Origin of the sequence: Streptococcus suis (genome assembly GCF_046032535.1) — a bacterium.
Taxonomy (GTDB): Bacteria; Bacillota; Bacilli; order Lactobacillales; family Streptococcaceae; genus Streptococcus; species Streptococcus suis_AK.
On sequence record NZ_JARQPL010000058.1, the window covers coordinates 1 to 7,437 of the forward strand.

At 41.0% G+C, this 7,437-nt stretch carries 8 protein-coding genes; all 8 read right to left on the reverse strand.

All coding sequences use genetic code 11. The features are described 5' to 3' along the window. Positions 1-104: 104 nt before the first annotated feature. Entirely contained in the window at positions 105-704 is a 600-nt protein-coding gene (locus tag P7J58_RS10940; protein ID WP_024385207.1) for a lysozyme family protein, read from the reverse strand. Further along, positions 705-1,679 carry a nucleoid-associated protein gene (locus P7J58_RS10945; protein ID WP_015646852.1) on the reverse strand — a complete coding sequence of 325 codons (975 nt, stop codon included), beginning with the start codon at positions 1,677-1,679 and terminating at the stop codon, positions 705-707. Further along, a complete protein-coding gene (gene glyA / locus P7J58_RS10950; RefSeq protein ID WP_014637944.1) occupies positions 1,679-2,938 on the reverse strand; it encodes a serine hydroxymethyltransferase in 1,260 nt (419 codons plus the stop codon). The genes P7J58_RS10945 and glyA overlap by 1 nt, the downstream gene beginning before the upstream one ends. 23 nt (positions 2,939-2,961) lie before the next feature. Further along, entirely contained in the window at positions 2,962-3,393 is a 432-nt protein-coding gene (locus P7J58_RS10955) for a GNAT family N-acetyltransferase (protein ID WP_408556342.1), read from the reverse strand. Continuing rightward, positions 3,390-3,998 carry an L-threonylcarbamoyladenylate synthase gene (locus P7J58_RS10960; RefSeq protein ID WP_408556341.1) on the reverse strand — a complete coding sequence of 203 codons (609 nt, stop codon included), beginning with the start codon at positions 3,996-3,998 and terminating at the stop codon, positions 3,390-3,392. The genes P7J58_RS10955 and P7J58_RS10960 overlap by 4 nt, the downstream gene beginning before the upstream one ends. Beyond that, the gene (prmC, locus tag P7J58_RS10965) at positions 3,985-4,818 is read right to left on the reverse strand and encodes a peptide chain release factor N(5)-glutamine methyltransferase (RefSeq protein ID WP_408556340.1); all 834 of its coding nucleotides are present in this window, start codon (positions 4,816-4,818) and stop codon (positions 3,985-3,987) included. The genes P7J58_RS10960 and prmC overlap by 14 nt, the downstream gene beginning before the upstream one ends. Continuing rightward, positions 4,818-5,897: a peptide chain release factor 1 gene (gene prfA, locus P7J58_RS10970; RefSeq protein WP_029998270.1), complete on the reverse strand. Its 1,080-nt coding sequence runs from the start codon at positions 5,895-5,897 to the stop codon at positions 4,818-4,820. Before prfA ends, prmC begins: the two co-directional genes overlap by 1 nt. A gap of 416 nt (positions 5,898-6,313) precedes the next feature. Continuing rightward, the gene (locus P7J58_RS10975; RefSeq protein WP_014638919.1) at positions 6,314-6,895 is read right to left on the reverse strand and encodes a thymidine kinase; all 582 of its coding nucleotides are present in this window, start codon (positions 6,893-6,895) and stop codon (positions 6,314-6,316) included. Positions 6,896-7,437: the final 542 nt, after the last annotated feature.

The following is a 7,437-nucleotide window of genomic DNA, read 5'->3' on the forward strand; positions in this document are numbered from 1 at the left end:
ATTCTGTTGATGTTATGCAGTTTTCTCAAAGTAACTTCTGGAAGGACGGGAACTAGAACTTACTTTGAGAATTTACCTCAGATTTCCGATGAGTTTGATAGGTATTAAAATAAATTAATGAGGCGCATCAGGTGCATATTAAAACGAACCTGTCTAGCATAGTAGATATTTCCACCATTTACATATAACTTCCCACCATTTAGCAAAGCTAAGGGATGAAAATAGGTATATGTTTCTTCTGTAGTATTCCCTAAGCTTGGTGCTACTACTGTTCTGGAGTATTCTTTAGCTAAAGAGAGTGTATGTTCTCCACCATGCTCAGCAATATAGTCAATATAGGCTGGACCGAAATTATATGCCTGAACTGCTGTCCAAACCTCTACTCCTTTTTCCTCAGCCAACCGTAGGTTTTCTGTTAGGTAGATAATTCCTTGCCTGATACTCTCTCTACTATCCGTGATAGTGTTAGCATAGCCAGTAGCGGACTCACTTGATTGCATGACATCTGCTTCTTGTCCCTTGGTTTCTGTGTAAATCATTGCTAGGACTAGTTCTTCATTAGCTGGTGTGTCGTTTTCTGCCAATACTTCTTGTACCATAGTTTGATAGGTCATCACTTGCTTGACTGCACTGTAGGTTTTATAGAATTTGTAACCGAGAAAAATCAGCAAAAGAAGTATCAGCGTACGTATCAGTTTTTTCATTTACTTGCTCTTTATGTCTTCAATATTTTTAATAAGAATAGAATAGGTCCCGTTGTCATTTTGAATAAACTCAACCGATTCTGCATCCTCATAGATTGCATTTGGCACAATCAACTCAATTCCGTTTGATAAAGATAGCTTCTGATTTTCAAATTTCTTAAGTTGACGGCTACTATCAATTTCATCGAAGGAAATCTTATCAGGTATGACCTCTTTCAGTTGATCGACGAAATTTAAACGAGCGGTCAGGTTGTTATCGAATAACTGATCAGCCAATTTTTCGGGTGAAAGCTCATTATCTTCTTCCAAATTGTTAAAAATAGCTGATTTGACTTTCGATTGAAATTGAAAATCGCCTTGATGGAAATTGTCAGCAATCTTCTGTGCAGTTTGCTCTACTGCTTTGATTGATTTCTTTGCAGAAATAGCTGGTGTGACTTGCAGAAGATTATCTGAGAAATAATTGAGGAAGGCTCCATTGTGTTTGATTCTTTTCTCAATCAAATGATACTTCCGCGTTTGAAGATTGACAATCAAGGCTTCATCAGGTGCTGAACCTGCTCCAGGTAAATTATTCTGGGTGATTTTTAAAGGACTTCCGCTTTCCAGACCAACGTGGGCGAGATTTTCACGCAGTGAGATTCTCAAAAAGGCAAAATGTTCAACACCATTTCGTTCAAACTCTATGAAAATGAGGTCATTAGTTTTTAAATTCTCAGAAATTGAAAATTCTTCTTTCCAGAGATTGGCAATCTTGACAGAGTTGGTCAGTAGGTCACCATCTAAATAGTCAAGAAAAGGATTGTCGGGGTTAAATTGTCCTGTTTTTGCTTCATCAGAAAAGACACGTTCAATCTTTTTACGCAAATATTCTTCTATTTTTGGGCTAACAGTCAAAAGCTGGTCGGCAAGGACCAGCTCTGTATCATCAGGACTAAATTGATGTATGATGGCTTTTTTTACAAATATATCCATTATAAACCTTCGTAAAGTGGGAATTGATCTGTCAAAGCACGCACTTCTTGACGGACTTCCTCAAGAGCGGTTTCATTTTCTGCATTTTCAAGTGCTTTGATAGTTAGTTGTGCAACCTTGCGAGCTTCCTCTACTCCAAAACCGCGAGCAGTAATGGCCGCAGAGCCAATACGGATACCGCTTGTTTTGAATGGTGAGAGTTTTTCGTAAGGAATTGAGTTTTTATTGAGAGTAATATTTACTTCATCCAAGAGATGCTGAGCAACTTTACCATTTTCAACAACTTTGGTCACGTCAACGAGGAAGAGATGGTTGTCTGTTCCTCCTGTGATGACTTTAAAGTTAGGGTTTGCAAGGAAGACTTCGGCCATGGCCTTGCTGTTCTCAATCACTTTCTGAGCATAGTCTTTGAAAGCTGGGTCCAAAACTTCTTTGAAAGATACGGCTTTTGCAGCAATGACATGCTCTAATGGACCACCTTGGATGCCTGGGAAGATGGCTGAGTTGATTTTCTTGATGAGCTCTTCATCATTGGTCAAAATTAAACCACCACGTGGCCCACGAAGAGTTTTATGAGTTGTAGTTGTTGTAATATGGGCATGTGGCACTGGGTTCGGATGAAGACCTGCTGCTACAAGACCAGCAATATGAGCCATATCCACCATCAGTTTGGCACCCACTGCATCTGCAATTTCGCGGAATTTAGCAAAGTCAATTGTACGGGCATAGGCTGAAGCACCTGCTACAATCAATTTTGGCTGTACTTCTTTTGCTTGTTTTAAAATTGCATCGTAATCAAGCAAGCCAGTTTCTTCGTCAACATTGTAAGCTACAAAGTTGTAAGTTTGTCCTGAGAAGCTAACTGATGCACCGTGAGTCAAGTGACCACCTGCAGCTAAGTCCATCCCCATAACAGTGTCTCCTGGCTCAATCAAGGCCATGTAGGCAGCACAATTGGCCTGGCTTCCTGAGTGTGGTTGAACGTTAGCAAATTTCGCACCGAATATTTCTTTAGCACGTTCAATAGCTAAACTTTCAACTACATCAACGCATTCCGTACCGCCATAGTAACGACGACCTGGGTAACCTTCTGCGTATTTATTGGTCAAAATAGAACCTTGAGCTGCCATAACAGCTTTAGAAACAACGTTTTCAGACGCAATCAATTCAATATTATTTTGTTGGCGTTTTTCTTCAGCTTGGATAGCTTCCCAAACTTCTTTATCAAATTCTTTGTAGTTAACTTTGTCAAAAATCATATACGGTACTCCTTTGTATTGGGCTAAATGTGCTTGATAAAACGCTTCTGCATTTTATCGGAGTGATAGCCATTCTTTTCGTAGAAAAGATGGGCTTGGAGACGACTTTCAGCAGAATTGAGGCGAATAAAATGGTAGCCCTCTTTCTGTGCAATTTGCTCAACGGCTTTCAGCAGGCTTGCTCCAATCCCTTGTCCTTGATGACCAGGCAAAACAGCTAGTCCGAGAATATTGAGGCCTGTATCCGAATAGAGACTTTCATAGACTTGTGCGTGAATGTAGCCTTGCACTGCGCCACTTATGTCATCTATATAGACCAACAAGATATGCCCCAATGTGCTCGTGCATCTAAAAAACTGTCGCTCAATTTGTTCCAATGAACAATCATACCCTAAGGATTGAGCATTGATTTCTCGGATGACTATCAAGTCACTTTTCTCAATGGGACGAATCATAAAACTACCTCAAATTCTATTTCGGGAATGGCTTTCTGAATCTCTTCGCGGCTGATAGCACCTTGGCGCAAAATCCGCGCTTTCTGTCCAGAAAGGTCCAAAATCGTTGAATCAATGCCTGTCAGAGCTTGGTCATCCTCAATGCCAGGCAAATCAACTGGAAATTGTGCCTGGATGTCCGAAAACTTCTTGCCGCTTTCGTTTCCTGAAATATTGGCGGACGGTCCAATAAGTGGGCCAGTCTCTGAAATCAAACGTAAGGTTTGTTCGTGATTGGGAAGACGAAATCCAACAGTATCCAGTCCAGAATTAACCCAAAAAGGAACATTTTCGTTTGCTTTCAGGATAATCGTTAGTGGTCCTGGCATAAATCTATTATACAATTTCTCCAGAAAAAATGGTGTATTTTGACTGAAAAAATAAATATCGTTCAGATTTGAGACATTTAAGTTCATTGCCTTGTCCCTCGGACGCTGTTTCAACTGATAGACACGATTGACTGCATCTTCATTCAAGGCTTGGGCAAAAAGCCCATAGACTGTTTCAGTTGGAAGGATAACAGCACCACCATTTTCAAGAATTGTTCGGAGTTTATCCATTGTCATCCGCTACGACCTTTCTATCCTGTCCAAATTGGTCTTTGAGGACTCTAATTCGCTTTTTGGGGAAATGCAGAGCGAGTAAGTCGGTTAGATCTTGCCCTTGCTTGTAGCCGATTTCAAAGTAGAGTTTTCCTTTTTCCTTCAAAAATGCCCCTGCTTGCTCCGCAATTTGTCGATAGATAGCCATGCCATCTTCTTCCGCAAATAAGGCCAGATGAGGCTCAGAGGTCAATACATTGAGTCCAACTTCATCTGTGTCATCTGGTGAGATATAGGGCGGATTAGAAACAATGATGTCAAATTTCCCTGTCACTGCTTGCAAGACATCCGATTCTAGAAAGTGAACAGAGACTTGGTTGGTTCTTGCATTTTCCTGAGCCACTGCTAGGGCATCCTTTGAAATGTCAACTGCTACCACTTCCCAATCAGGTCTAGCTTTTGCAAGGGAAATAGCTATGGCACCGCTTCCTGTACCGATGTCTAAGATACGCAAACCTGCTCCGCTATTTTCCTGCAAAATCAAATCAACTAATTCTTCCGTTTCAGGTCTTGGAATCAAGACTCGCTCATCCACCGCAAACTCCAGGCCATGAAAATCAGCCTTGCCGATAATGTACTGGGCAGGTCGGTGCTGGGAAAGTTGCTGAAAAATCGCATCAATCTCTTCTTTGTCAGCCGGTGTGACTTCCTGACGGAGCAGGAGGAGAAATTCCGTCAAGTTCAGTCCCTTTAAGCCACGAAAGGTGAAGGACAGGGACTCTGCCTCTTCACCGATTACGACTAATTGTTCTTCGTATGTTGCAAATAATTGAGCGTAATTCATTATTTGTTAAGCTCTTCTAGTTTTTGCGTTTGATCGTAGAGAACAAGGGCATCTACGACTTCGTCCATCTTACCTGACAAGATAGTATCCAGCTTTTGCAAGGTTAAGCCGATACGGTGGTCTGTCACACGGTTTTGTGGGAAGTTGTAGGTACGGATACGCTCTGAACGGTCACCAGTACCAATGGTTGACTTGCGTTCCGCATCCTGCTCATCCTGGGCAATCTGGGCAAAGTGGTCAGCTACACGGGCACGGATAATCTTCATGGCCTTTTCACGGTTTTTCTGCTGAGTCCGTTCTTCCTGCATTTCTACCTTGATATTGGTTGGTAAGTGAACGATACGCACGGCAGTCGCAACCTTGTTGACGTTCTGACCACCGGCACCAGATGCGTGGTAAATATCGACACGAAGATCTTTTGGATCGATGTCATATTCCACTTCTTCAACTTCAGGCATGATGAGGACAGTTGCTGTTGAGGTGTGGACACGACCTTGGCTTTCTGTCACAGGGACACGTTGAACACGGTGAGCTCCTGATTCATACTTGAGTTTTGAATAAACGGATTGACCAGAGACCATGGCAACCACTTCCTTGATACCGCCGACACCATTGTATGAAGCCTCCATAACCTCAAAACGCCAGCCTTGACCTTCTGCATACTTTTGGTACATGGTCAAGAGGTCACCTGCAAAGAGGGCAGCTTCATCACCACCTGCTGCACCACGGATTTCCAAGATGATGTTTTTGTCATCATTAGGGTCTTTTGGCAAGAGAAGGATTTTCAACTTTTCTTCATACGCTTCTTTGTCGGCCTTTGCTTGTTTAAGCTCTTCTTTAGCCATTTCTTCCAAGTCAGCGTCACCAGAAGATTCCTTAATCATTTCCTCGGCATCAATGATGTTTTGAAGAACAACCTTGTATTCACGGTAGGCTGTTACTGTGTCACGAGTTGCCGCTTCTTCTTTAGACAACTCCATAAAACGCTTGGTATCGCTGACTACATCAGGGTCAGACAACAATTCACCAAGTTCCTCGTAGCGGTCTTCCACCGCCTGTAATTGATCATAGATGTTCATAAAATTAAGATATTAAGGGCGTTAAACGAACAAAGCAAAAATAGGAGTTTTGACGAAGGACGAAAGCGTCCTAAGAAAAACTATCTTTTTTGCACAGTTCGTAGCCCGAATTCAGTTCCTTTCTAAAAATTTGGAAAGAACACACTTCTAGTTAGCTTGTAGGGCGTGTTCAGTTCTATTAAGATACAAAGCCCGTTAAGCAAGCACAGTCAAAATAGGAATTTTGACCAAGTGTTACAAACACTTGGAGAGATTATCTTTTTGACACAGCTTGTAGGGCGTGTTCAGTTCCTTTCTGTAATATGTAGGTCATGAAACAGGCACAGTTCGTAGCCCGTATTCAATTCCTTTGCCGTAGTATGTAAGTCATGAAAATTGGCACAGAGTCATAGGCAAATTCAGTTCATTTTCAAAAATTAGGGTAAATCTTTAATTTCCGGTGAAAAATAATGTTTGCGACAGACAGGAATGTAGGTTTCATTGCCACCAATTTGGATTTGTTCTCCTTCATAGGTAGGTTTACCGTCTTGTGTTCGCAAAACCATGGTGGCTTTTTTCGAGCAGTATTGGCAAATAGTTTTGATTTCATCTAATTTATCAGCCAATAAGAGCAAATGTTGGGAACCTTCAAACAGTTCATTTCGGAAATCATTTTTAAGACCGAAAGCCATAACGGGTACATCTAATTCATCGACTACGCGAGCAAGTGCGTAGACATGATGACGTCGAAGAAATTGTGCTTCATCAATGAGAACACAGTAAGGACGCGGTTCCATTTTTTCGATAAAACCAAAGATATCCATATCATCGTCAATGGCCACAGCCTCTCTTCTCATACCGATACGGCTAGAAACAACGCCAAAGGCATCACGAGTGTCCAAGGCAGAGGTCATGATGACAACGGGCTTGCCTTGCTCTTCATAGTTATGGGCTACTTTAAGAATTTCAATGGTTTTGCCAGAATTCATCGTCCCATATTTATAGTATAATTGAGCCACTTTTCACTTTCCAATCTTAAAATTTCACTCCTTCCATTCTATCATAATTTGACCATTTAGGAAACAGAAAAACAAGCTCGATTTGAGCTTGTTTGTTATTAGGACCAAGGTAATGATAAGAAATTTCCGACACACTCAAAAACAATTTTAGCTACCTTTGGTTTCCACTTGTATAACATGACACATCCATAGATTAAGCTGAAGAAGGAAAACGCAAGAAACAAGGGACCTTCCCATATAGTTTGGTAAAAAACAGTTATCACTAGATACAAAAATAGTCCAGTGAGTAGGAACGATAAAATCATACGATAAACATAGTTCATAAAGCAACACCTCCAATGTTCGTATAGAATAGCACAAATTGTAAGCGATGTCAATTATTTACTTATAGAAAGCAGGTGAAATTTATGCTATACTGAAACTAGCAAAATAAAGTCTAGTGGTAAAAAGTCAATTGAAAGTTGGTTAATTTTTAGATGATTTTCTAGACAAAAGGGTGCACTAAAAACACCTAGTGAAAATCGCTTTTTTTCACCAGTTTA